20 protein-coding genes are annotated in these 25,597 nt (G+C 48.0%); 8 read left to right on the plus strand and 12 right to left on the minus strand.

Annotated features, from left to right (window positions below; all coding sequences use genetic code 11):
• Window positions 1–123: 123 nt before the first annotated feature.
• Window positions 124–357, plus strand: coding sequence for a hypothetical protein (locus tag L0156_08475; protein ID MCI0603037.1), 234 nt, complete (start codon window positions 124–126; stop codon window positions 355–357).
• 203 nt (window positions 358–560) lie between these two features.
• Here L0156_08475 and L0156_08480 read toward each other — a convergent pair whose 3' ends face one another.
• Window positions 561–1,745, minus strand: a complete 1,185-nt coding sequence (locus tag L0156_08480; GenBank protein MCI0603038.1) for an arylsulfotransferase family protein — start codon at window positions 1,743–1,745, stop codon at window positions 561–563.
• A 289-nt stretch (window positions 1,746–2,034) separates the two neighbouring features.
• Here L0156_08480 and L0156_08485 point away from each other — a divergent pair, with 289 nt between their 5' ends.
• Window positions 2,035–7,641, plus strand: coding sequence for an ABC transporter substrate-binding protein (locus L0156_08485; protein ID MCI0603039.1), 5,607 nt, complete (start codon window positions 2,035–2,037; stop codon window positions 7,639–7,641).
• Between the two features lie 4 nt (window positions 7,642–7,645).
• On the opposite strand, the gene L0156_08490 is transcribed toward L0156_08485, so the two are convergent.
• The gene (locus L0156_08490; protein ID MCI0603040.1) at window positions 7,646–8,083 is read right to left on the minus strand and encodes a PIN domain-containing protein; all 438 of its coding nucleotides are present in this window, start codon (window positions 8,081–8,083) and stop codon (window positions 7,646–7,648) included.
• 437 nt (window positions 8,084–8,520) lie between these two features.
• On the opposite strand from L0156_08490, the gene L0156_08495 reads away from it, so the two are divergent.
• On the plus strand, window positions 8,521–11,874 hold the full coding sequence (locus L0156_08495) for an amidohydrolase family protein (protein MCI0603041.1): 3,354 nt from the start codon (window positions 8,521–8,523) through the stop codon (window positions 11,872–11,874).
• 69 nt (window positions 11,875–11,943) lie between these two features.
• Here the strand turns inward: L0156_08495 and L0156_08500 are convergent, their stop codons facing one another.
• Together L0156_08500 and msrB are read right to left on the minus strand one after the other, a co-directional pair.
• Window positions 11,944–12,744: a hypothetical protein gene (locus L0156_08500; protein MCI0603042.1), complete on the minus strand. Its 801-nt coding sequence runs from the start codon at window positions 12,742–12,744 to the stop codon at window positions 11,944–11,946.
• 89 nt (window positions 12,745–12,833) lie between these two features.
• The gene (msrB, locus tag L0156_08505) at window positions 12,834–13,367 is read right to left on the minus strand and encodes a peptide-methionine (R)-S-oxide reductase MsrB (protein MCI0603043.1); all 534 of its coding nucleotides are present in this window, start codon (window positions 13,365–13,367) and stop codon (window positions 12,834–12,836) included.
• A 68-nt stretch (window positions 13,368–13,435) separates the two neighbouring features.
• Between msrB and L0156_08510 the strand changes: the two genes are divergently transcribed.
• Window positions 13,436–13,795 (plus strand): DUF423 domain-containing protein, encoded by a 360-nt coding sequence (locus tag L0156_08510; protein ID MCI0603044.1) that lies wholly within the window; start codon window positions 13,436–13,438, stop codon window positions 13,793–13,795.
• 103 nt (window positions 13,796–13,898) lie between these two features.
• Here L0156_08510 and mltG read toward each other — a convergent pair whose 3' ends face one another.
• The 4 genes from mltG to L0156_08530 are packed head-to-tail and all read right to left on the minus strand — an operon-like array spanning window position 13,899 to window position 16,672.
• Window positions 13,899–14,927, minus strand: coding sequence for an endolytic transglycosylase MltG (gene mltG / locus L0156_08515; GenBank protein MCI0603045.1), 1,029 nt, complete (start codon window positions 14,925–14,927; stop codon window positions 13,899–13,901).
• Window positions 14,924–15,325 carry a Holliday junction resolvase RuvX gene (gene ruvX / locus L0156_08520; protein MCI0603046.1) on the minus strand — a complete coding sequence of 134 codons (402 nt, stop codon included), beginning with the start codon at window positions 15,323–15,325 and terminating at the stop codon, window positions 14,924–14,926. Before ruvX ends, mltG begins: the two co-directional genes overlap by 4 nt.
• 49 nt (window positions 15,326–15,374) lie before the next feature.
• Window positions 15,375–16,349, minus strand: coding sequence for a 4-hydroxythreonine-4-phosphate dehydrogenase PdxA (gene pdxA, locus L0156_08525; protein ID MCI0603047.1), 975 nt, complete (start codon window positions 16,347–16,349; stop codon window positions 15,375–15,377).
• Between the two features lie 5 nt (window positions 16,350–16,354).
• Window positions 16,355–16,672 carry an RNA chaperone Hfq gene (locus tag L0156_08530; GenBank protein ID MCI0603048.1) on the minus strand — a complete coding sequence of 106 codons (318 nt, stop codon included), beginning with the start codon at window positions 16,670–16,672 and terminating at the stop codon, window positions 16,355–16,357.
• Between the two features lie 176 nt (window positions 16,673–16,848).
• Between L0156_08530 and L0156_08535 the strand changes: the two genes are divergently transcribed.
• The 3 genes from L0156_08535 to L0156_08545 all read left to right on the plus strand — a co-directional run bounded on the left by L0156_08535 (window position 16,849) and on the right by L0156_08545 (window position 21,537).
• A complete protein-coding gene (locus L0156_08535) occupies window positions 16,849–18,123 on the plus strand; it encodes an SMP-30/gluconolactonase/LRE family protein (GenBank protein ID MCI0603049.1) in 1,275 nt (424 codons plus the stop codon).
• A gap of 123 nt (window positions 18,124–18,246) precedes the next feature.
• A complete protein-coding gene (locus L0156_08540) occupies window positions 18,247–20,286 on the plus strand; it encodes a DUF4148 domain-containing protein (protein MCI0603050.1) in 2,040 nt (679 codons plus the stop codon).
• An 84-nt stretch (window positions 20,287–20,370) separates the two neighbouring features.
• On the plus strand, window positions 20,371–21,537 hold the full coding sequence (locus tag L0156_08545) for a VWA domain-containing protein (GenBank protein MCI0603051.1): 1,167 nt from the start codon (window positions 20,371–20,373) through the stop codon (window positions 21,535–21,537).
• Window positions 21,538–21,631: 94 nt separating this feature from the next.
• On the opposite strand, the gene mtgA is transcribed toward L0156_08545, so the two are convergent.
• The 4 genes from mtgA to L0156_08565 form a co-directional block, all read right to left on the minus strand.
• A complete protein-coding gene (gene mtgA, locus L0156_08550; protein MCI0603052.1) occupies window positions 21,632–22,327 on the minus strand; it encodes a monofunctional biosynthetic peptidoglycan transglycosylase in 696 nt (231 codons plus the stop codon).
• 89 nt (window positions 22,328–22,416) lie between these two features.
• Window positions 22,417–23,424 carry a polyprenyl synthetase family protein gene (locus L0156_08555; protein MCI0603053.1) on the minus strand — a complete coding sequence of 336 codons (1,008 nt, stop codon included), beginning with the start codon at window positions 23,422–23,424 and terminating at the stop codon, window positions 22,417–22,419.
• Window positions 23,425–23,429: 5 nt separating this feature from the next.
• Window positions 23,430–23,939 (minus strand): YajQ family cyclic di-GMP-binding protein, encoded by a 510-nt coding sequence (locus L0156_08560; GenBank protein ID MCI0603054.1) that lies wholly within the window; start codon window positions 23,937–23,939, stop codon window positions 23,430–23,432.
• Window positions 23,940–24,073: 134 nt separating this feature from the next.
• Window positions 24,074–25,351: a VWA domain-containing protein gene (locus tag L0156_08565; GenBank protein ID MCI0603055.1), complete on the minus strand. Its 1,278-nt coding sequence runs from the start codon at window positions 25,349–25,351 to the stop codon at window positions 24,074–24,076.
• A 36-nt stretch (window positions 25,352–25,387) separates the two neighbouring features.
• Here L0156_08565 and L0156_08570 point away from each other — a divergent pair.
• Window positions 25,388–25,597: hypothetical protein (locus L0156_08570; protein ID MCI0603056.1), on the plus strand; the 210-nt coding region annotated here is incomplete at its 3' end.

Raw genomic sequence — 25,597 nt, forward strand, 5'->3', positions numbered from 1 at the left:
ATTCCTGAGCAAGATCTGAATCTTTCTGAATGTTAGAAGCCTAATTTCTTTTCAATTACTTACGGAGAAAATACCGTTACACACTCTTACGAAGAACCAGATTTTCGGCTGGTTGAGGCGCTCTTGGAGCGCGAATTACTGCAAATCTGCTTTGTTGCTCCCGGACAAAAAGGCCCTTGCACGGGATATTTCGGACTGGAAGTTAAATTTCCAGAAAGCTGTAAAGAAAAGTTAAAAAATATCTGGAGCGCATTGGTTCAATATCACCGTGGCATTGCTGAACGAGATTTTGAAGGTTGCCTGAACCAATTTAACGAAGAGAATCCCATTGAAAAATCTCCAATTTCTTCGGTATGAATAGCCAAATACTCTCGCTACTCATCGGAACGACACCATCATCACCTGCGAAAACTGCAGCCGCATCCTCTTCTTTATTCCTCCCCCCGATCCGGAATTGGATTCCACAAACCCCTGACCCTCGACTCATTTGTAATTTACAAAGTCAGAATATCGATCATTCGAAAGCAGAATTGAAGAAGTGAGGTCCCGGCATAAGAGCGTTATTTTGCCAGGAAGGGTTTCAGCTTCTCTTCCTCTATACGGTTGAAACGATAGATTCGCTTTCTTTGTCCCTCTTTGATTTCTGGATTCCAGAATTCCCAGACAACTTTTTCGTCCGCTGTAATTTCAATCACTCTTCCCAATTCTGAATCGCAGATCAATGTATTGCCATTTGCCAAACGCTGCGCGCCGCCCCGCCATTTTGAAAAGAATTTTTCCGGCGATGGTCCGTCATACTGCCACACAATCCTTTTTTTGACTGGTTCGATTTCAACAACGCGCGAGTGCCGGCGATGCGTGCCATTATCAAAGACCAGGATGTTTCCATTCGGCAACATGGTGGGGTCATGTGGATAATCCAGTTTGCCGGCGCCCCAGCTCCAGTGAATCCTGCTCAGTGAAGGATCGAAGATGCAGATCAAATTCACATTTCTCAAACAGAGCATGATGTTACCTGCTTGAAATTTCTGATCCCGTTTGCCTAAACGTGTATCTGGCAAAATTTCGATCGCGTTTAAGTGATAGTAATCCAGGCGGAAGTTTGGATTTCGAAACCTGCGACCCTCGTCTAACGGTGAAGGTGGATGAAGTTGCCGGATGAGTCCTCTCTTATCATACAAACTCCAGTACCTAAGAATCTGGCCTGAAGGGGAGACGTGCACGATCCAATCGAAGTCCACATCGTAGGCACCATACTTCTCGGCTTTTCCTGTATCAGGAACGAGGAAGGAGCCGTCCGGTAGAACTCCAACATCGTGATGGATTTTTAGATTACTTTCCCAGAGCACACGGGAATCCCAATCTAGTTTTACGAGCCCCTGTCCTTCGCATACAGCCAGCAGTTCTCCGTTTTCCAGAAGCTCCGCATGTTCACAGTGCCTTTTTCCGGGCAGATGCCACGTCTTAACAATTTTCCCTCGCATGTCCAGAAGGAAAACTTTGTTTACATCATTGGTGTAAATGTTATATCCACGATAGGAAAGATCCGGACTATAGAGACTGACTCCGCGAACTCCCGGATTTGTGGTGTTCTCATTCCACTGAACATAAGGAAGGGCACGCAGTGATTCTAAGTCCTGATTGTTTGTTTCGGCGCGGGATACCTGAAGCATTCTGAACATCACGTAGGAACTTAACAGGGCCAGCCCCAAAACAGCTATTAGAATTTTTGTTCGTCTGGACATTAGTTAGCTCAAAAGTTTTAACTGCACATTATATCGTTTTGGTACAATACTCGAAGAACGATTCCCGAGAATGAATCTCTCATTTCTGATGCTTTATTTTGCTCTGACTGCAGAATTAAATTCCAAATCGCAAATCCGAAATAACAAATAATATTCAAGGCTCAAAGCTCAAATTTCAAACGGACACTCTAGCCGGGTTTGATCATCGGTTTGATGTTTGGGGCTTATTTGGAATTTCGGATTTGCTATTTGGAATTTAACGCCAACGGCGTTCATAATAGCTATATTCATGATCGGGACTCGCCTTTCGAAACGCTATGAGCTTCTCCGCGAGATAGGCCGGGGGGGAATGGGCACTGTTTACCTTGCTTACGATCCCCTGCTGGAGCGCGAAGTTGCGATCAAGGTGGTTACGCCTTCCTTATTGAGCCCGGAAAGCGTGGAACGTTTCAAGCGTGAGGGGAAGATCATCGCAAAGATGGATCATCCCGGAATCGTTGTTGTTTACGATGTTGGAGAACACGAGCAGTCCCTTTACTTCGTGATGCCCTTTGTTCGCGGCACGAACCTTCGCACATTCATGGAAGACCGCTCCCTCACTCTTGGAGAAGTGATCAATACGGCAATCCAGGTGGCGGAAGCGCTTGAATACAGCCATGGACAAGGTGTGATTCATCGCGATATCAAACCCGAAAACATAATGATCTCTCGCGAAGATCCCTCCGGAAGTTTGCGCGTGCGAGTGACCGATTTTGGTTTGGCTGTCGCGAGCTCCGAAACCCGTCTGACGCAAAGCGGAGCCATGGTTGGAACGGTTGCCTATTTCAGTCCGGAGCAGATTTCAGGCGGACAGGTCACGGCGCGCTCCGACATTTACTCGCTTGCAACGGTGCTCTACGAATGCATTGTTGGTGATACTCCGTTTACCGGTGAGATCCAGCATGTCCTTTATCGCATCCTTCACGAAAACGCTGAATCACCGCGGACGCTCGGCAAAGAGATCGATGAGGAACTCGAGACCATCATCCTGCAATGTCTGGAGAAGGACCCCGACTCGAGGCCCGCAAATGCAAAGGAGTTAGCGGAAAGACTCATTTATTACAGATCACGACTGGAAACGGCAGATCAGAATCGTTTGATGCTTTCCACCAGTGAGTCTGTCACCTATCACAAACCTGTTTTGCCGTTTATCGGTCGCACAGAAGAATTCGCGGAGCTGCAACGCAAGTTGAATGAGTCCATCAAAGGAGAATGCCAGTTCGTTGTCATTTCCGGCGAGCCTGGCGTGGGAAAGAGCAGGATTTTGGAAGAGCTGGAAAATTTATGTCGAGCGCGAAAAATACGCGTTTTGCATGGGCGTTTTGTTGAACAGGATCGATCCTTTCCTTATCAAGGTTTTTGCGAAGCCATCCAACAGGCGGTCAGCAAAAGTAGCAGCAGCTCGAGTCCTTCCGCAGATTTGGCCGACCTGACCTCAGAACTGTCAACACTCTTCCCTGTCTTATCGGAAATTGATTCCAGATCTGGCAGCACTTCATCCACATCTGTCCCCCGATCTTTTTTGACCTCGGAAGCGCGAAAATTGGAAGACCGAACTTATATCTTTGAGCTTCTTGCAAGGACCTTTACGCGAATTGGCGAAGGCAGACCACTGGTCCTACTCCTGGAAGACTTACATGCAGCTGAAGTTTCGGTGGAGGCACTGCAGTACATCGTGCGGCGGCTTGGTTCAACTCCAGCTTTCATCGTCTCGACCTATCGTTCAACAGAAGTGGACAAAAGTCATCCGGTAACGCGGATGATAAACAGTTTTCAGAGTGACACAAGATTTTCAAAGATTTCATTGAGCAGTTTTGGAGCAAAAGAACATCGCTTGTTTCTCGAAGCTTTGACTCACAGTGAAAAACTTCAAGACAGTCTTGCCGAAACTCTTTTTCACGCAACCGAAGGGAATCCTTTTTTTACGAAAGAATTGGTTCGTTCGATGGTAGATGCAGGCTCCATTCGAAAAAATGACGAGGGAACCTGGTACATACCGGCCGATACAAGCGTTACAACCGAGTCGCTGCCATCAACGATTCAAATGACGATCGAAAAACGGCTGGAGCGTTTGGAGCCAGACTTGAAAGAATTGCTGACAACTGCGTCGATTCTTGGAAAGTCTTTTGAGTGGCGTGACCTGGAGAATCTTGCAGAAACGAAAGACAAGGAAGACCTCATCGATGAGCTGATCAAGGCTGGATTTATTGAAGAGGAGGGCGAATCACGCGGAGACAGGATGCGATTTTCAAGCGGCGTTTTGCGTGATGTGCTTTACAGGCAGATTTCGCGGAGAAAACGAAGATCACTGCATCGCAAATATGCGGAGTTTCTTGAACAGCGTTATGCGCACCGGACGGAACGCGTTTATCCGCAACTTCTTCATCACTACTCTGAAGGAGATGTAACCGACAAGATCATTGAATACGGGCTGAAGCTCTCAAAAAAATCGCTCGATACATTTTGGATGGACGAAGCTCTTCGCGCTCTGCGGTCTGTTTTGGAAGCACTTGAGGAAAAAGAGCTGCCTGCGCCGGAGATCGAAGCGCACGCACGGTTAATGTTGGCCGATGCTTTGCGAATGACCGGTAACGTGGGCGCCGCCTTAAAAGAGTTCCCGCGCGTGCTTGAAATTTATGAGTCTCTTCAGGATCCGATTCTTCTGTCCAAAACTCTGGCATTTGCGGCTGAAACAGCGTGGGCGGGCCGGAAGGTTGAAGAAACCAGGAATTTTGTGAAAAGAGGATTGGCGTTAAAAACCGATAATCAAACACGCATCCAGCTTCTTTCCCTTGGGGCGACGGTTGCCAACTTACGTGGCGAAAAGGAAACATCGCGTGAGTACTTGCAAGAGCTGGAACTGATCGAACCAGCAGCAAAAGAAACAAGCGAAGAAGCAGTGGAACCGGGCGGCACTTTGCATGTTGCGATGCTGGCGCCCATACAGGCATTGTATCCAGCCGTTGCAACTCTGGATGAGGAACATGAAATACTTGCAAACGTATTCGAAACGCTCGTAGCGGCAGACGAACGGGGGAACCTGCTTCCGAATCTTTGCGAACATTGGGAATCGAAAGAAGGGGGAAGAAAATTCTTGTTTGCTCTTCGCTCAAACATCCGAACGCATCAGCATCAACGTCTTGTGGCACCCGGTTGCAAATCGGCCTTTGAGAAAGCGATTCAGCTTTCAAAGTCGCAACTGCCGCCAGCTTTCGCTTCGATTGAGGGTGTTTCAGACTTTCTGAGCGGTAAAGTTTCTCAAGTCTCCGGTATCTGCGCGTTATCAGATGATCAACTGGAAATTCAACTGAATGAACCTTTGCCGATCTATCCCGCGTTCCTGACCGACATCAGGACGGGCGTTGCGCTGGAACAGGATACTCCGGTAGGAACGGGGCCATTTCGAATTGCATCCTTTTCTCCTGAAAGAGTTTTGCTGGAACGAACAAAAGAATACTGGAAGAATCCTCCTGCTCTGCTGGACAGCATTGAGTTCATAACTTCGATGACATCAGCCCAGATTGCTTCCGGCTTTCGAAAAGGTGAGTTTGACCTCGTTCGCGATTTGCGTCCGGCAGACCTTGATGAGATTTTGCGAGACAAACGTCTTCGCGCGAAAGTCGCGGAAGTTCCCAAAAAGAATGTGTACTTCGTTCTTTTTAATTGCAATCGTTCACTCGGGCAGCAGGAACCTGTCCGGAAAGCGATTTGTGGAATCTTGAATACGCGCGATCTGGTCAGCCGCGCATTGGGGCGGTCCGCTCAGCCTGCAGAAGGATTGATCCCGCCCGGTATTCTGGGCCATGACCCTGACAGAAGAAGACATCCTCTGCAACGCGAAAAAGTCATTCAGCTTTTGGAAAGCTCAAAGCTCAAACCACCTCTTCATTTCATTGCCGCAGTGCATCCTGCTTTTCAAGATCGGTATGAAGGTTTTTTGAAGGTCCTTCTGAAAGCCTTGTCCGATATCGGAGTAGAAATATCGATCATTACATCCTCTATTAACGAGTATCTGGAATGCAGGCTGAATCCGGAAGAAGTGGATGTGTTGATAGGAAGATTCATCGCAGATTACGATGATCCGGACAATTTTTCGCATGGATTCTTTCATTCGAAAGCTGGTCTTTACCGGAATTATTTTTCTTTGTCCACGCTGGATTCCTGGATGCAAGAAGCGCGCGGGCAAATCGATCCACTGACTCGTGAAAGTCTGTATCGAAAAATCGAAGCATATCTCGCCGAAAATTCGTTCGTGCTTCCGCTTTTTCATGACATGGATCTGCGCCTTGCAAATCCAAGGATTCGCAGGTTCACTCTTCGCAGCTGTCCTCCTTACGTGAGCTACTCGGAAATCGGAAAAGCAACTGCAGCGGTATATGCGCGAAAGACAGAAGGCGGGACCCCTGTCGTGCCGATCACTGGAGAAATTCAAACTCTGGATCCTTCCATGGCTTTTCTGGTGTCGCAGCTGGAAATCCTACCTGCAGTTTTTGAAACACTCACACGGGAAGCGGAAGGAGCACGGATTGTTCCATGGTTGGCTTCGATTTTTCAATCCGAGGCAGGAGGGCGCCGCTTTCGTTTTGTGCTTCGTGAGAATTTGCGCTTCCACAACGGCAAGAAATTAACGGCTAGTGACGTGCGCTATTCGTTTGAGAGGCTGCTTAAAAACAAGGAGAGTCCGAGCCGCTGGCCGCTGACTCCTATTAGTGGTTCCCAAAGATTGATGGAAGGACACACGGAAGAGCTTGAAGGATTTCATATCGTTTCCGCTCATGAATTTACAATCGAGCTGGACCAGCCGTTGACCTTTTTCCCCACATTGCTGGCATATCCTTCTGCTGCGATTCTTCCGGAGAGTTGTCAAACACTGGATGGCAACTGGAAGGATGGGTGCATAGGAACTGGCCCGTTTCGCGTTGTAAGATTTGAGCCCGGCGTCCGGCTAGAGTTGGAGGCGAATCCTCAATACTGGAGACAACCCTATCCACGCAGTGACGGATTAGTTTATAGATTTCGCGTGACACCGCAAGAGATTCTGGAAGGTTTTCGCAAGGGAACTTATTCGCTTGCCTGGGATCTTTATCCGTCCGATGTCGAAGCTCTTCGCAGAGAGACCGAACTTGGATCCCGTTACGGCGAAACACCACGGCTGTCAACTTATTATGTTGTTTTCAATATCCATCACGGACCGTTACAGGATGAATCGCTCAGACATTTGCTCGTTCAGGCCGTCGATGTAGAGAGTCTTGTACGACGCACATTGGGAAGGCTTGCGATCCCGGCTCACGGCTTGATTCCGCCAGGCTTGCTTGGACATGTTCCGGGGATGCGCAATATACCGGCGCCTGTTTCAACCGGTCCGGAAATTCATGACGAACTGAATACAATTATTAATTCTGTTTATGAAGGTCCGTATTCTTCCATTGCGCAAGAATTGCTGAAAATTTTCGGTTCGAAGGGATTCGCAATCCGTAATAGAGAACAAACAAGATCGGAATACTTTCGGGCTCTGGCTTCGGCTACTGCCGACATCGTGATCACCCGATGGATCGCCGATTATCCGGATCCGGACACTTTTCTAACTGGTTTGCTGCATACCGAAAAAGGGATTGTGGGGCGCGTTTGTGGAACGACAGAAATGGACCGGTTGATTGAGCAAGGACGTTCTGAGACGGATTCAGAGTTGCGAAACGAAATCTATCGTGATGCAGAAGACATGATTGCAAAAAAGGCACTGCTCTTGCCGCTTTTTCACGAACAGGCGTATTGTTTTGCGCGACCTGAAGTGGAAGGATTCCAGGTCACTTTCTCCCGAACTATCGTACCGTACGAAAAACTCTGGCTCTCCCGTTGACACTTCACCTCATAAAGTAAATAGTTTCACTTGTTTTTCGGCCGGCGCGGCTAAGGTATTGCAGTTTACGTGTTTCGGCCGCGGTGAGATACGGAAAATGTTTTGCATTCTTAGTTACCAGCGCCAGATCATGGATTTGTGCCGTCGCTCCAATGAGCAGATCGTTGGCGGTCAAGCTGTGTCCTTTCTTCTTCCAGTCATGAAATAAAAGCCCTGCCCGATCTGCAATTACGGGATCGATTTCGAGCTGCTGAAAGGCATCCAGGAAACCGCGGTTCATCTTTAGAAACTCCGGAATTGTCCCAGCCATCACTTCAAACCTTGTTATTACGGACACAAAGGGTGCCTCCTCCTCACCGAGTTCGAGCAGCAGGTTCACGTGGGCTTCCCTGGTCGATTGCCACAAACAAGGAAGAATCATCGAAGTGTCAATGAGATACATGACTCAATCTTCATTGATTTGATCGTGCAGCATCCGCCAACGGGGTCGATACCGGGGTTCGTGTGAATCTTCCTTTGCCCTTCCTATCGACTTAAGCTTCCTTTGAAATAGAACTCTCTTAAGCTCCTTTTCGGTAGCATCTGCCACAAACCGGCTACGTTCCCGGGCAGGGACAATCTTCCTTAGAAGATTCGATATTTCGGCGGGGAAATAGAATTCGATCCTTTCATTTGATTCCCGTAGTTTTCCCATGATAACTTACACCCATAAGTATACTGGTAATTTACACCCATGAACAAGGGGCCGTCTGCGACTCGTGACTCGGGGACGCAAGACGCCCGACTCGAAGACGATTTTGGCCGCTTTAAATCAACTTTTTTGACATTCGTCCCGTCTCTTGTTAGATTTGCCACTTTACTGCCATCCGGAGGGGATTCATGAAAAGACTAATCCTTTTATTGTTCTGCCTGATCATCTTTAGCATTTCGCCTGCCGGCGCTGCAAAGAAAAAGCCGGCGGCGGAAGAGAAAAAGGATGTTGCTGCGGAGATCAACAAACCACGCGCCGATGCGAAAAAGATTACTTTCACAACGGATGAAGGGACCTGGATGTCCATCGATATTTCACCCGATGGCAACACCTTGATTTTCGATTTGCTTGGCGACATTTACAGTCTTCCTGCAATAGGTGGAACAGCAACAGCCTTAACCAAAGGGCCTGCTTACGATAGTCATCCTCGCTATTCTCCGGATGGATCCAGAATAGCTTTCACCAGTGATCGAAGCGGAATGGAGAATCTCTGGATCATGGATGCAGACGGTAAAAAACCGCTGGCTCTTACCGATAAAAAAGAGTTTCAGCATAAAAATGCGGTTTGGACTCCGGACGGACAATACCTCATAGCCAGAAGAGTTGACCCAAGCAGGGCCGGTGCAAATCTGCCAACCGAGCTCTGGATGTATCACGTCCGTGGCGGCAGTGGAATCAAGCTGACCAACGCAGATGAAATCAATAATCCATCCGGACCGGTCGTATCCCCTGATGGCCGTTACATCTTTTTCTCGCGGCGCTCCGGAAGATTCAGTTACACACCGAACATGAGCAGTGGACTATGGCATATTTACCGCTATGACCGCGTGACAGGAGATGTGCTGGCATTAACGCAAGGTTTCGGTGGCGCGGCCCGCCCTGCAATCTCCCCGGATGGCAAGAAACTCACTTTCGTCAGCAGACGCGATAATAAGACCGTACTTGTATCCAGAAATCTCGTTTCCGGTGCCGAAGAGATACTTGTGAAGGACGTAACCCGCGATGAACAGGAAGGATTCACTTCTTCTGATGTGTGGCCGAACTACGCGTTCACACGGGATGGAAAATCGCTTGTATTTTCCAATCATGGCAAAATCCTAAAGCTGGATCTCGCATCCAAACAGACCATAAACATCCCTTTCACCGTAAACGTCGAACAATTTCTGGCGCCTCGCGTTACGTGGCAGGAGAAACTGGAAACAGGCCCGGTAAAAGCAAAAATCTTGCGTTGGCCAAGCCAATCTCCGGATGGGCGCTGGATCATGTTCGACGCTTTTGGACGCATCTGGTTACAAGAGATTTCCGAAGGGAAAACCGTTGGTTCACCCAAACGGCTCACGCCTGATGATTCTTCCTTGCCCCCGCGCGAGTATTCTCCAGCGTTTTCCGGAGATGGAACATGGGTTGCCTATGTCACATGGTCCGATCAAGAAGGGGGACATGTTTGGAAAGCGCCGGTTGACGCAAGCGCCGGCAAACCTCAAAAGCTAACCAGGCAAGCCGGCCACTATGCGAACCCAGCCTGGTCCCCCAAAAATGACCGGCTTTTGATCATTCAGGGTTCCGGTCTCGAATTTCGCGGACGGCAACCGGAAGAGGAATCATTTTTTGATATTCGGTGGTTACCGGCTGAAGGCGGAGATCCACAATTCATCACCACAGTTGAACTGGGTGATTCCCTTCGTTTCCATCCGCAAGCATTTTGGAATCAGGATGGCACGCGCGTTTTCTTCCGGGATCCGGTCGAACGTCAGAAACCCACCGATCCACCGAAAAATGACCTTGTGTCCATGCGATTGGATGGAACGGATCGGTTAGCTCTTCTAAGGTTTCCGACACTCAGCGACATTGTTCCCTCATCGGATGAAAAATGGGTTGTCTTTACTTCCCACGATAACGTCTACGTTGCCGCTGTTCCCAACGTGAAAATGAAGGAGCCTCCGGAGATTGGTCTAAAAGAAGGCTCAGTTCCCGTATGGCGATTATCGGAAGCGGCCGGGGGCTACGTAGCCTGGGCAGACAAGGGAAAAACGATTACCTGGGGCCTGGGAAACGATTTTCATCGCCTCACTCTCGATGCCGCGCTTCGTTTTGCAGAAGCCTTGAAAGAGAAAACAGAGGAGAAGAAAGAAGAGGAAAAGAAAGAAGCGCCTAAAGTTCCGAAGTCAGAAGTAATTTCGATTCAGCTTATAGCATCGCGCCCCGTGCCTGTCGGAACTCTTGCGCTGAAAGGAGCGCGGGTCATCACAATGAAAGGGGAAGAAGTGCTGGAGAATGCGGATATTGTGATTCAAGGAAACAGAATTGCCGCGATCGGTGCTCCAGGAAAAGTGAATATTCCGGAAGGCGCTAAGATTATGGATGCTTCCGGCAAAACGATCATTCCCGGATTGATTGATACGCATGCGCATATGAATTACTCAGCCTTCGAAATTTTTCCAGAACACAAATGGGAATACATTGCAAAACTCGCATACGGAGTAACAACCGCGTACGATCCGTCGGCTCCCTCTCTGGATGTGTTTGCTCAAGCGGAAATGGTAGAAGGCGGACAGATGATCGGTCCACGCAGTTTTTCTTCAGGTGATGTTCTTTATGGAGGTCAGAACACAGACATCTTTGCCGAAGTAAATAGTCTGGAAGACGCGCGAAATCAGGTGAAGAGGATGAAGGCTTACGGCGCGCGCATGATCAAGGTCTATCAACAGGCGCGGCGCGATCAGAGAATCTGGTTTGCCGAAGCCTGCCGCGAGCAACACATGTTGTTGACGGCAGAAGGTGGCGGAGAATTGGTAGAAGATCTCACGATGGCAATGGATGGTTACACTTCATTTGAGCATTCCCTTCCCGTTATGATTTACAACGATGTTGTTCAATTGCTCGCCAAGTCAGGAACGTATTACACGCCAACACTGCTTGTTTCCTACGGAGGTCCGTGGGGCGAACCTTATTTTCTTCAGACAAGAAACTTGCACGATGATCCAAAAGTCAGACGTTTTCATCCACACTTTGGAATTGATGCTCTTGCGCGAAGGGGATTCTGGATTTCACCTGATGAATATCATTTCCCGAATGTGGCCCGCGGCGTCGCGAAAGTGGCACAAGCCGGAGGAAATGTTTCGTTGGGAGCGCATGGTGGTTCCTCCTTGCTAATTCAAGGAATCGATGTGCAGTGGGAATTGTGGGCCATGGCCGGCGAAGGACAACCGAAAGATGGAACCGCAATGACTCCGATGCAGGCATTGCGTGCAGCAACCATCGCTGGAGCGGACAAAATCGGATTCGCTCCTGATCTGGGTTCTATCGAACCAGGAAAAATGGCGGATCTGGTTGTGCTTAGTGCCAATCCACTTGACGACATTCACAACACCAACAAGATCGAGTGGGTAATAAAGAATGGCGAAGTATTTAATGCGGAATCCATGAAGCAGGATTGGCCGGATCAAATGAATCCCCCGAAATTCTTCTGGCAAACAGAGTAACGCGGGCTCTCGCCTGCGAAAGGTGCAGACGTGACGTCCGCACTACTTTGTTTGCTTACCTCTGGGACCTCAGCGGTGAGGGATGGTTTTCCCTGAAATGATCTCTTTGATTTGCTGTTGGGCCACTTGTTGCGTTTGAACGGGGCCCATGTGCGGAGTTTGTTTGGTGGCCGCGCGCCACAAGACGGTCAAAGTAAACAGAACCGGAGAAGCAAGAAAGCTCTTCCTCAAACGCAGAATCGATTCGCGCAAATCCCGCTCATAAGTTTGCGGACTGATCGATCTACACAGAATTCCACGACCCTTCAAATACTGAACTGCCTGGCGGTGCTTCTCAAACACATTTCGAACGTTTTCACGTAAAAAAACCTGTTTGAGTGACCCAAGCGAAGGCATCGCCGCACCTTCAGCAAGTGTGCCTGATGTTAGGCCACCTCGGTTGCCCTCAAAAATAGAAACGAGATCAAAAGTGATCTTCGGTGGAATCGTTTCTGTTTTGTAAACAGAGCCGTAAGTTTGCTCTTTCTCATTCACAAACGGGATCAATAGTGCCGGTGGCGCAACATTCACGGTCAGTGGCACTTCACTCGTTTGAATAAATCCGAGCGATTTGAAATCTTCTGACAGCTTAGTCATCTCACCGGGAAATGCAGTCGTAGTGGAACGCCGGATCATGACATCCTTCGGCAGATTTGCGTGAATAGCAAATCCACAAAATATAATCAGGGCCACGAGACCGGCCAGAATCATAATAACGTACGAAATTGCGCCCAGCTCTCTGAGAAAATTCGGCGGATTAAAAATCATCCAACCGATCGCAACACCGATGATGATAGGCAGGTACTTCCAGGCGCTTTGGCTCTCAGCCATTTGCCGTATGTTACCACAGCAAAGTAGCGCGGACGTCTCGTCTGCGGAAACTCCGCAGGCGGGACGCCCGCGCTACATTGTGAATTAAACTATTCTTTCTTATCGAACTTTAGAGAAGCAGAATTGATGCAGTAGCGCAAACCAGTCGGTTCGGGACCATCATCGAATATGTGTCCCAGATGGGAGCCACAACGGCTGCAGTGAACCTCTGTGCGTTTCATGAAGTAACTTTTATCGGTTTCTGTTTCCACATTCTCTTTGGCAAGCGGCTTATAGAAACTCGGCCAACCGGTCCCTGAATCAAATTTTGTATTGGAAGCGAACAGATCATTTCCGCATGCGACGCATCTGTACACTCCTTTCTCATGATTGTTCCAGTACTTTCCAGTGAACGCTCTCTCAGTCCCCTTTTCGCGTGTGATGTGATACTCCTCTGGGGACAGTTGATTTTTCCATTCCTCTTCTGATTTTTTTACTTTATCAGTCATAATAAACCTCTTTTGATCAACAGAATATACCTTAATCTGATCTCCCCTGGTTGCACGGGAGGGAGGTTCAGAGATGGCAAAAGCACCATAAATTCCAACAAGTAATATGGCTAAAAGAAGAATCTTCAGCTTCACGGGTTACCTCCTTCCTGATAATTATAAGTTGCAAATGGCCAAAAGAATCTTTGAGGTATCATAGCCCCATGCGGATGCTCGGAATCATCGGTTCTCTCGGTCTTTTTCTCGGCGTTGCTCTGGGAGCATTCGGCGCGCATGCCTTGCGGGCACAATTGACCGAGTCCGCATTGAGTACGTTCGAAACGGGTGTCCGCTATCAGATGTACCATTCCCTTGCTATTCTCATCGCCGCTTTTTTTGCGGATCGCAGCACTTTATTTCAAACAGCAGGATATCTTTACACCGCAGGAATTGTTCTATTTTCGTTCAGTTTATACCTGCTCGCCTGGTCAGGAATGAAATGGCTCGGCGCGATCACTCCTTTCGGCGGCCTTTGTTTTCTGGCCGGCCATGCTCTGTTGTTGACTGGATTCTGGAAGTCGTAACCGAAGTAGTGCGGGCGTCCCGCCGGCACGCCGGCTTCGAGCCGGCACCGCCGGCTTCGAACCGGCAGAACTCATCGCAGACGAGACGTCCGCGCTACTTTGATTACGAGTGCCGCCTGTTCCGTTGATATTGTTGAACGGCGCGATTGTGCTCCTGCAAAGTGGAAGAAAAATAGTGGCTGCCGTCATTGCGAGAAACAAAATAGAGCTTTTCCGTCTCTTGCGGAAACAGAGCAGCTTTGATCGCTTCTTTTCCCGGATTGCAAATCGGTCCGGGTGGCAGTCCGGCTTCAACATATGTGTTATAAGCCGAACTGAATTGAAGATCGGCGCGTGAAATATGCCCGTCGTAATTTCCGGCAAGCATCATCGCATAAATGACTGTGGGATCGCACTGCAACAGCATAGATTTTTTCAAGCGGTTGTGAAATACACCGGAAATCAATGATCGCTCGGAAGGCTGCCCCGTTTCTTTTTCGATTAAACTGGCCAGGGTGATAACCTGCAACGTTGTCATCTTTATTTCAGCAGCACGGTTCCGTTCAGCGGGCCCGTATTCCTTTTGGAACTGTCTGAGCAAAAACAGAATTCCTGTTCGAGCATCGAGTTCCCTTTTCGTAAAAAAATAAGTATTGGGAAACAAAAAACCTTCTGCGTTTTCGATTTCAGAGTCGATCGCTTTTAGGGCGGCCATCACTTCCGGTGAATCCAGAGCGATTCTGAAATCCTCCCGCCGTCCGACTTTTTTCACTCCAAAAACATTTTCCACATCAAATAGGTTCGAGCCTTCCGGAACCGTTACCACCGTGTACAGCATTTCCCCTTTCATCAGCTTTTCATACACATCCCACGGAGACATGGGACGATCGAAAGCATAGTCGCCCGCCTTGCTCTTCCCTTGCGTCTTCTGCCAGATGAAAATGCCTTTTAAGTACCAGGGATGAGGAACGATTCCTTTTCTGTGCAAAGTATTCGCAATCGTATTCACCGAAGTTCCTGGATGAATCGTCACAGCGATTTTGGATGCGGAGTATCCCTTATAAGGAGTAAAAAGACGTTGCCGTATGTGCACGAATGCGGCTGCACCCGCCATTAAAATCAGCAGGAATACCACCAGAAAGAATTTCTTCATCGTTCTCTTAAGTATTCTTCCAGCAGGATCGATGCCGCAACAGCATCAATCTGCTTTTTTCGTTTTTGCCAATCGACTCTGCGATCCGACAAACGATGCTCCGCTTCGACTGTGGTTAAGCGTTCATCTTTGTACTCGACAGGCACCGATACGTGAGGCTGCAATTTAGCGACGAATTTGCGGACATCTTCCGTTTGAGGCCCTTCGGCTCCACTCAAGTGAAGAGGCAGGCCAACCAGAATCTTCCCCACCTCCATTTCTTTTACGAGCGCTCCAATTCTTTCGGGGGCCTCTTTGTTCCGGTCAATGGTGGAATGTGGACGAGCGGTGATAGCCAGTGGATCCGTGATAGCAATCCCTATCCGTCGCTTCCCTACATCCAATGCCAAAATCCGCATGATTGTTAAACCGCCAAGACGCCAAGACGCCGAGTTTTTTGAATTATGTTCATCTTGGCGACCTTGGCGCCTTGGCGGTTAATATTCTACGCTTGGTCCAGTCGGATGCGAGGCGCATTGCAAAGATCATGCTTCCGGGATGGGCAATACCCCGGCCTGCGATGTCAAATGCTGTTCCATGATCCGGAGAGGTGCGAATCAGCGGCAAACCGAGGGTAACATTTGCGCTGTTTTCAAATTCTAGTAGTTTCAGCGGGATCATTGCCTGATCATGATACATTGCGAGAATCACATCCCAGGGGGATTTTGTCGCAGCCACGCGAAACACAACTTCCGGCGCGATTGGACCTTCAACCGGAATACCATTTCGGCGAACCTCATCCAGGGCAGGCTCAATCTCAGCCATCTCTTCCCGACCGAAAGCGCCCTTTTCTCCCGCATGAGGATTCACCGCAGCACAGGCAATTCTTGGATTTCTAAAACCCAGTTGCAGAAATTCGCCATAAATCAATTTGATCTTCTTCACTATTTTTTTCTGTCTAACTTCGCGAAGAGCATCTTTCAAAGAAACATGAGTGGAAAGCAACGCTATCCGGAATTTTTTGCCAGCCATCAGCATGCAATAGTTCGCCGTCTCTGTTTTTTCCGCGCAATACTCGGTTTGGCCCGGATACTTGTATCCGGACATGTGCCAGCTTTCCTTATGAATAGGACCCGTGACAACGGCATCGATCCATCCTCGTTTGAAATAATCAAAAGCGCGGTCCAAATAGTCAATCGACGCCTGCCCGGCAATTTCCGGGGACGGTCCGAAATATGGTTTCGGGACGTTATCGATATCAACCAGATCCAAACGGGACAGATCGACCGGGATTCTTAAATGTTTTGCGTGATGCAGTAAAACCCTCAAAGAACCAAAAACGGTATACCGGCGGGATGTTTTCTCCAGTGCTTTCAGCAGGACTTCAGGACCAATACCACCAGGATCACCTAATGTAATCCCGATTCTGGGACGAACTTGCAAAAGGCTTACTTATCCTCGTTGTCCTCGGTATCAAACATGGGATCTTTGTAGATGTATTTGATGCTCTCTTTGTATATCAAAAGGTTGGGCGCATCCATGCGATGCACTTTAATACAATTTCGATCGTACCATTCGATAATACCGCGTATCTCTTCGCCATCTTTCAAATGAATCACCATCGGAGTCTTACTATTCATCTGCCGGATGAAATAGTAATTCTCTGCGTTCGTTTGATCCGGAGGAGCCGGTTTCTTGCCTTTTGGTTTCGAGGAATATTGCTCTTTGATCTCAGTCAGATTTGGACGAATTAGCTTTCTATTCAAGATTCGTTTAACCTCCTTAGCGCGACCTTCTTATCAAATTAATCTTCTTGATTGAGTCGGCAAGAGAGAATTGTATGAGTTGTTCGGATACTATCACAGCACCCCATCCATTTCAAGCACGAACGGTATCTTTTTCTGTAAGTCTTTTGGTGGCATACTTTCCCTTTCCAGGAGGAATGAATTTGTCAAGGGCAATGCATGTTTTTCTGGTGATTCTCCTGTTTGCGGCCTTTGCGAAGGCCCAAACGGCAGCAGAATACTTCCAGCAAGCCAACGAAGCGTATGAAAAAAAGGATTACGTTTCGAATGTTCGTTTGTTGGAAAAGTCCATTGAAGCGGGGGCAGACCATCCCATGATTTTTTATTTTCTTGCGCGAGGGTACGCGCTCACAGGGAATCGAGATGCAGCCGTTCTATGGTTGAACAAAATTGCCGATCTTGGTGTTTTCCTTCAGCCCGAAGCGGATGAGAAGTTCGCATCCATTCACAAATCTCGGAAGTTTGAAACGGTCGTAAAACGCTTTCAGGACAATCTCAAACCGACCGATTCCAGCAAACCGGCAATCACAATGAAGGATAAAGATCTGGTACCGGAGGGTATTGCTTACGATCCTGCGGATCAAAGATTTTATTTCGGAGGAGCCGCGCGGCCTGAAATTGTGGCCTATAAAGATGGCAAGTTTGAAAAGTTTTCGAAACCGGAAGACGGGCTCTGGAGCGCGCTCGGAATGAAGATCGATTCGCGAACGCGCACGCTATGGGTGGCAAGCAGCGCTCTAGCGGGAGAGGAGAAAGGAAAGTCCGGCGTATTCCAGTACGATCTGAAAGAACGCAAATTGACAGCCAAATACCTATTGCCTGATGGAAATCATGGCCTTGGTGAAGTTGTGGTGGATTCCAAAGGAAATGTTTATGCAACAGACTCTGTTTCCCCCGCTATTTATTTCCTGAACAAGGGAAAACTCGAGTTGCTTCTCGGCCCTGAGCCATTTCGTTCCCCCCAGGGAGCCTGTCTATCACCGGATGAAAAAATCCTGTTCGTCGCCGATTACAGCCGTGGCATCTTTGCCGTCGACCTGGAAACGAAAAAATATTGGAAGCTCGCGCGCGCGGATAAAACGACAACTGTTGCCGGAATCGATGGCCTCTATCTGCATAAGAAAGATCTCGTCGCGATCCAAAATGGCGTGCAACCCAATCGTGTGTTAAAGATCGAGCTCAGCGCTGATCATACAAAGATGGAACGTGTGGATATTCTGGAATCCAATCACAGATTGTTCCCGGAACCTACGCTTGGAGTGGTCGTTGAAAATGATTTCTATTACATCGGTAACAGTATGATCGGCCCATTTCTGGAGAATCCTAAAGTGGAATTGAAACCGGCCGCAATCCTCAAACTTCCCTTAGAAAAAAAACCGCCAAGCCGCCAAGAACGTCAGGGATATAATTAGAAGACTCTCCTTTCTTGGCGACTTGGCGTCTTGGCGGTTAATAGTCGTTTTCGCCGACCGAGAAGGAATCTTTTCTCCCGAGGCCTCAAACGTTATATTGTTAAATATCGAAAGGAGTGGTCCATGAAAAGAAGATTTGTTTTCTTGAGTCTTGCCTTGCTCTTCTGCTCGATACCCCTGGCGGCTGCGCCGGTATACCTGACTTTTATCTCGTCAGAAGGAGGGCCGGTGGACAAAGCCCAGGTAAGTTTACGGCTGGAAGAACTGCAGGCTCCTGTATCTGAAGTTTTGTTTGTGGATACTTCGAATCGCACACCGGAAGTTTTAGCCCACCCCGGTGGCAGGCGTATTTACATATTTGCTTTCGATTTCATTTTCTCTTCACCGGAAAATCTTTTGCAGGCCCGAAAAACGACGGAAGCTTTTCTTGCCAAAATCGATAAATCCGACTTGATTGCGATCGCAGGAATAACGGCACAGGATGGATTGAAGCTATTCTGTACACCAACAGCAGACCGGAACAAAGTCCTTGCAGGCTTGAACTGGATGGGCCAGAAGAAAGTTGAAGGTATGATCGAAGGTCCCGAAGGAAATCTTTACTCGGAGAATTTTTCCACTGGGGATAAAGCGGTTGCGCTTCTTCCCGATGCCACGTTTCTTCAGAACATTCGATCTTACGCCATTACAGAAAAAGACAAAAAGGAAATACGGCCGGTCCTTCTACAGAGCATCGCGGACCTCGGGTTTCTCCTTTCCGCTCTGGATGGACGAAAACACATTATTCTTTTCAGCCCTGGTACGGACACCAGCGGTCTTAGCATCAATCTTCCACTTCGAACGAAGGCTCCCAAGAAGAAAACAACCAGTGATCAGCCGGTTGACATTGAACACCAGGATATCGATAGCATCACCGACACTTCCATATCTCAAGAAAAAATGGAGAAGAAAATGGCAGCAGGTGGTCTTCGAAGAAAGCCCCAAAAGCAAAGCGGTGAAAATCTGCCTGAACTTATCGCCGGCACCGACTCCCATGTTCATATATTTCACAATGGACAGCAGGAACACGGTCTCTTTAAGAACCTCGCTGAAAGAACAAAAGGAAACTTTTTTGTTTCTCCAACCGATGTGAACGGTCTCATCGATCAAATCCTTTCTTCAGATAGGACTTACTATGTTGTAAAAGCAGATGCCGCAACCGACAAGATCAAGGATCTGAATAATGTGAAGCTGGAGGTTCAAGGCAAAGAGGTAACCGTTTCACCAAAATGGCTGATACCGAAAACCCCGGCAAACTTCACCGCGCTGGAAAAGAAAGCAAAGATTGCCGAAAGCATCTATAAGAATTACGGGAAGCCTCCCGCCAATTACCGTTTCTGGGCTGATTTCCTGCTGGATCAAAACAGCTCACGGATTCCGGCTTTCGTTCAGATCGATGGACCTTCGCTTTTGCAAAACAAAGCCGAGCTGGTCGATCTCGAATTCTATGCGTTTTCCATAGATAAGAACGGCAGCGTACTGGATTACTCTTATTTCGTGTTTTCCCTTGATCTAACCAACAAAAGCTTGCAGGATAAGTTAAGAACGACTGGTGTGAAAATCTGGAATGTATTACTCGGGAATCTTCAGCCCACAACAATTCACTGGAATATTGTCAATCTTCAAACGAATGAAATGATGGGTCAGTCCGTGCAAATCGAGGGAATTGAACCGGCTATGACAATGACTCAACCGTTCTTCCCTTCGATGAACCTGAACTGGATGGTCTGGCCAAACCCGACGCAAAACCTGACCAAGAGAGGAAAAGAGATCAGCTATCCCTATCGCGAGGGTAAGGATATGGTGTTCTTTCCTGATTTCTCACCGGTGCTGAAAAGATCGGTTGACGGGCAGGTGTTCTATTTGCGAGTGTACAACTTGCAGACACCAGGGAAAATTCCCACTGTGCGCGTTTCCCTTGTGGATGGCGGAGGCAAATCAAACGAAGTGCAGACACTTGGATTGATGCAAAATCCGACTCCAGTTGAGCCGAAAGGTATGGGCCTCTTCTGGCGTTTGGCGAGACTGCCGGATGTCGCCCCTGGTAATTACCAGCTGAAGATAAGCACGCTGGACCCGTCAAAAAACCAGGAAATCGTGCGCCAGGTTAGGACTACGGTACAGTAAAAAACTCCTCCTTCTGGAGGAGGCGCAATAAAAAAGCTTATGCCAAACTATCGATTATGGGGGATACCAAGTATTATGGTCAAAATGAAATATTTTTCTTGCATCTTGATCTTTAGCCTGGTCAGTTTTCCTGTTGCGACGGAAGACTACCAGGTAACCGTTTCCTCGGTTGACGTTTGGGTGAAAGCAGTTGATGGAGACGGAAAACCGGTAACAGGTCTCACCCAGGACGATTTTGAAATCTTCGAAGACGGGAAAAGGATGGCGATGACTTGCTTTGAAGAGCAAATGATTGCCGGCAGCAAAGCGCCTATTCAAACCACAAAACCGGTCCAGGTGGTTTCGAAAAAATTCGTGCTGTTCCTGGATCTGTTTAATACCTCCGTAAGACAATACGGCTCAATCAAGCCGCACCTTCTGGAGTTTGTAAACTCCATTTCCAATGGCTCACACGAAGTGATGCTTGTCGCCCTCATGCCGAATGGAAAACTTGGAGTTGTTGCCCCTTTCACAAAAGATCTGGTCAGGATCCGAATTCTTTTAAACAAAGCTCAGGCAGGCACAGATCGCGAAGTGGCCGTTCAAAAGAATCTAAATGAGATTAACGGTGTGATCGCAGATGAAGGTGGAACCGGAAGAGGGTCCGTGGATTTGATCGATAAGATCAGGGATGCATTTCAACTTGCCCGCAGCTACGCCCGTCAGGAACAACAGCTCAGCGAATACACATTGCAGGCAGTTGAAAAATTCGCGCAGCACATGGCGATTCAAAATCTCGGCGACAATTCTGTCGTTGTGTACGTTTCCGGAGGTTTTTCTGTGGACCCGGGTAGACAATACTACGATATCGTTACCAATCTGGCGTCTACAGCAGGCACAAACGAAGAGTTCATGGCTCTATCCCAACTTCAAGAACGGAACATGGATATGCGCAGCCAGATCAAAAACACTCTTGGAAAGTTGAATCGTATGAATGTGACTTTTTATACGATCGACACCGAGGGACTTGGCGGCGCATCCGAATACCAGGATTCACTCGTTGAAATGGCCAGCGAAACGGGCGGCACTTCTTTCTACAATTCGCAGAATTTCAAATTGGGTCTGAACCAGGTGATTGACGATCTCAACCACCAATATCTACTTTGTTTCTCTGCCCCAGTTCATAGCAAAAAAGGCCAGTATCACAGCATCAAAGTTACTTCGCGAAGACCCGGTGTTGATCTGAGACACCGCAGAGGCTATACAGACTGATTTAACCAGCGCTAGTGGAGCGCGGGCATCCTTGCCCGCCATTCAACATGAGTTCACTAACGGTAACCGAGCGGGCTGGAAGCCCGCGCTCCAACTAACGCCGTGACATTCTGCGCAGAATGCGCTGTTGGCGTTTGTACAGCAGCGGGTTCCTCTTTAGCGGGCTGTAGATTTTAGGGTTTGGAATCATTGCAGCCAGCAGCGCAGCTTCACTCGAATTCAATGCCGCCGCAGATTTACCAAAGTAACGGCGCGCTGCTGCCTCAACGCCGTAGGTGGATTCGCCCCATTCGATCACGTTCAAGTAGATTTCCAGAATCCTGTTCTTAGGAACGCATCGTTCTACACGCAGCGTAAGAATTGCTTCTCTGTACTTCCTCAGCGGGTTACGCGATGAGGAAAGATAAAGATTCTTCATCAACTGTTGCGTGATTGTGCTCGCGCCAACTTCAAGTTCCCGTTCTTCCCAGTTCCGGCGAAAGGCAAGTTTGATGGCATAAAAATCGAGACCATGGTGACTATAAAAGTTCGGATCTTCGGCCACAATCACGGCTTTCCTTAATTGGGGAGAGATGGAAGAGAGCCGAACCCATTTTTGATTGATTTTTCTTTTGGAGCCTTTTTCGATCCATTCTTCTTTCCTCTGTTCAATGAAGGATGTGGTTTTCGGATTCTCTTTTGCCAGAGAACAGAGATCACGAACGGAAAAGAGTGAATAAAATGTGAAGAGAACAAAAAAGAAAAGGAGGGCCAGACAAACCCAGAGAAAGCGTTTCAGAAACTTCTTCACGTTTTTTGGACGTTGAACCGCCAAGGCGCCAAGGACGCGAAGAAAAAAAGTTCTAATTCAAGAATCTTGGCGTCTTGGCGGTTAAAAGATCACCAGTTTCGCTGAATCACAAAATCGAGCAGGTCGAGCATGGCCGCCTTGGCTTCGGAATCCTCAAAAACTCCCAAATCATTCTTGGCGAGCGCTGCATACATTTTTGCCTTCTTTTCGGCATCAGTAAAAGCATTGCTTTCATTTAAATGATGGATCAAGAGATCGCGCGAGATTGCGTCGTACTGTTTTTCCACTAAAGCCTGACGGATGTCGTTGATTTCCTGATTTCCATTTGCCCTTTCGAGCAAGTAAATGAGCGGTAAAGTGATTTTACCTTCGCGCAAATCATGCCCGACATCCTTTCCGAGAACGTTTTCCGTTGAAGTGTAATCTAGAAGATCATCGATCAGCTGGAACGCCATTCCAAGATTCAAACCGAAGTTCTGAAGGGCCGCTTCCTTTTGAGGCGATACTTTTCCCAGTATGGCTCCGATTTGTGTACAAGCGGAAAAGAGATACGCAGTCTTTCTTCGAATGAGATTCAAGTGGTCCTGTTCGGATATCCCGATATCGCCATTTCTTTCCAGGCTGATCATCTCCCCTTCCAACATTCGTAAAGTAATGTCGGAGATCAACCGCAGGATCCGCATATGTTCGCGCGTCAAAGCAAGGGACATCGCTTTTGTGTAGAGATAATCCCCCATCAATACGGTGAGATTGTTCCCCCACTTCAAATTTAAAGAAGCACGTCCGCGACGCTGCGTCGCTTCATCGATAATGTCATCGTGAATCAGCGTTGCCGTATGCACAAATTCCATGATGGCTGCAAAAATCACGTCCTGATCGCCGCGATAACCGGCAATTTTTGAGCTCAAGATCACAAGCAACGGCCGGATTCGCTTTCCACCACTTTGAAAAATGTAACGCCCCATCCGGGCAATGATATCGATCTCGGAAGAAAGATATTTTTCGATTTCCCGTTCCAGTGCCTGCAACTTTTCCTCAACATGATTCATCAACTCCGGTGGAAAAACCGCAAGCTCACTTGGTATCTGTTTTATCATGCCCGCTAATTTGACCTGTAATTCGTAAACTGAAGAGGAACTCCCAGAGCGCTCTCTTGCTCTCGAAGCATCTTGATTACTTCTTGAAGCTCATCCTTGCTGGGGCTGGTAACACGAACCTGGTCTGCCTGTATGGAAGCCTGCACTTTCTTGAGTCTCGAATTCTTTATGATTTTCACAATTTCTTTCGCTTTCTCCGAAGGTATTCCCTGCTGAAGCTTCGCAACCTGTCTCACTGTGTTTCCTGCCGCCTCTTCCATTTTTCCGTAAATCAGCCCGTTTAAAGGCACCTTTCGCTTTACCAGCTTCTCCCTTAGTATGTCGATAACGCTCTTCAATTTCTTCTCATCATCCGAGATCAGAACGAGCTCTTTTCCGTCAAAAGTAATATTGCTTTTGCTTCCCTTAAAGTCGAATCTCGTATGGATCTCCTTCATCGATTGATGGACCGCATTCGACACTTCTTGAACATCGATATTGCACACAACATCAAAGGAATTTTGTTGTTTGGACATTAAGATTATTACCTGGAGCGCACTAAGGCCATCCATCTTAACATATTGGCCAAAATTGACAATTGCAGCCCAAAAAGTAGCGCGGGCCTCTGGCCGGCGATTCGCAGGCGAGACACCCGCGCTACTTTGCTGAATCAGTGAAAATAGCCCTTGCGGTACCTTAGCTTGACCCCAGGCCTTTTACAGACAACCCTGATTTCGTGATATTTCGGTTTACCGTGGTCCGGAGGGCTGTAACAAAGAACGTAATTGTGCTCAAGATCCTTTGTGATTCTGTCGAAACCTACTTTGAAATTCTGAGATTTCGTGAATGCCAGCCCTCCGGTTTGATCAGCAAGCTGGACCAAAGAATCCTGAAGAGTTGACTCTAATTGAAGGTTATCTCCGAATCTGTCGGCAGATCGTGCAATCGATGAATCCGCGAGAAGCGGCATCCCCCGTGTGCCTACCGCGTATAGCGTAACATTCAGACGGGTTAGTTTGCCAACAGATCCGCGAAGCAGTTCCAGAACGTCAAAATGTTCGGGCTCCTGTTTTGCGACGCGAAGCGCAAAAACCTGCCGGTCGAACACAAATCCCTTCTTCTCAGCAATCCGGTCGATTAACTCGTAATAATGTTTGCCAGGCTCTGAATTGAAGCCACCGGAAATGTAGAGCACAATCGTATGCGCTCCTTCATTCTTATTCTGCACAAGATACACTCCCAGAGTTTCCAGCGCTCTGAGCGTCAATTCCCCACGTTGCCTTTCCAGTTTTGTAAATTGATACGCAAGTCGATAAACGTTTGTAAGAATTTGAGTGTTCTTTTCGCGAATGAGGTTAGGCCTCGTTTCAGCCAGATCTTCTATCGATATAAGCGGATCTTCTTCTTCCGGCTCAAGTTGATCCAAGAGCGTAAGAATTTGGCCTTCATTGTTCTTGACCTCGCTGCTCAGAGCGCCATTTCCCTTTGCCTTTTCTATGGCTGCTTTCACCTGATGCGAATTTCGCGTATACGGACATACCACGCCAAGTTTTCCATCCGGAACCAGCGCCACCACCATCACTTCATAACTGTAGGGCGCCATTTGGTCAAGGAAATCAAAGAGTCTGGATCGAATTAAGGCCAGATGAGGACCCTCAGTATTCAATAAATCCAGATAAACGACAAACTTGGGTGGATCGGTTGTGCTGACCGGTTCGTTACTAATGTCGTGCGTTCTTTGATCGAAACACTCGAGATTGACCTTTTTTCCATTCTCATACACTTCAAAATCTTCTGCTTTCAAATCTGTTACAGGTTCACCCGATTCATCCACCGCTTTAACCCACACATCTACGAGGGCAACAAATACTTCAACGCCCTGAGAAAACAGCATACCGGTGAATGCTAGTGTGGCCAGACAACTAACAACAATGATGGATTTTCGCATCTTGTGACTCCTTGTAATAAATTATACCATCCCAGCATGTTTTACTTTCTCTTTGCGGTTTTCTCCTATCTGATCGGGATGGGCTCTCTCTTTTATTTCTTCTGGCTCGTAGAATTCGGCGACATCGCCACAACTCCTTTCACCTGGGACTCGGTTCTGAGCAACACGGCTGTGTTCCTGGTTTTTCCGCTTCAACATTCCATCTTGCCGCGAAGATTCATCAAAGAACGAATCAGTCCGTATCTC

This window comes from bacterium, from assembly GCA_022616075.1.
In the GTDB taxonomy this organism is placed as follows: domain Bacteria; phylum Acidobacteriota; class HRBIN11; order JAKEFK01; family JAKEFK01; genus JAKEFK01.